This is a genomic window from Pseudanabaena sp. BC1403, from assembly GCF_002914585.1.
Taxonomy (GTDB): domain Bacteria; phylum Cyanobacteriota; class Cyanobacteriia; order Pseudanabaenales; family Pseudanabaenaceae; genus Pseudanabaena.
On record NZ_PDDM01000081.1, the window covers coordinates 1 to 539 of the forward strand.

The following is a 539-nucleotide window of genomic DNA, read 5'->3' on the forward strand; positions in this document are numbered from 1 at the left end:
AGTTATTCAAGCTTTAGAAATTCCTGTCATGGAGTTGTCTGAGCTGATCACCTATCTAGCCAATGTTTACAACATTGACTCAGGTATAAATTACAAGGATTACATTTCGTTTGATATTTACAAATATGAGGTAGATGACCATGCCTAACGATGATTACGCACCGTATCTGATTAACGATCGCTCCAGCTCATTGCTTCATCTGATTGATGCTTTCCAGTTTACCGAAAGCGAATTGAGTGATGTCTATGACGGCGTATTCAATCGCATGAAAAATGCTTTTGCTCCAGACAATTACGAGAAACCGCTTACACCAATTAATGTAAGGGCTGTACGTGAATATGTTGCCACACTAAACAATCCACCAATCAGCCAAGATACAGCCGACTGGATGCAAGAGCGCCGCCCTACTAAACAAGAGGTTGACCACTCTTTAACAGCGCTGGTTAGTGACTTGAAAAGCGATACTAAATTGCTGTTTGAAGTTGAAGTACTTGAAGCTTATATGCTCTTGGGTATGGTGCAAGCTGCGATCGTCTCC

The 539-nt window shown here is 41.6% G+C and carries 1 protein-coding gene; it reads left to right on the plus strand.

The window, feature by feature from the left end; all coding sequences use genetic code 11:
- Positions 1 to 140 precede the first annotated feature (140 nt).
- Positions 141 to 539 (plus strand): hypothetical protein (locus CQ839_RS24670; RefSeq protein ID WP_146048820.1); only part of this gene is annotated, 399 nt, incomplete at its 3' end.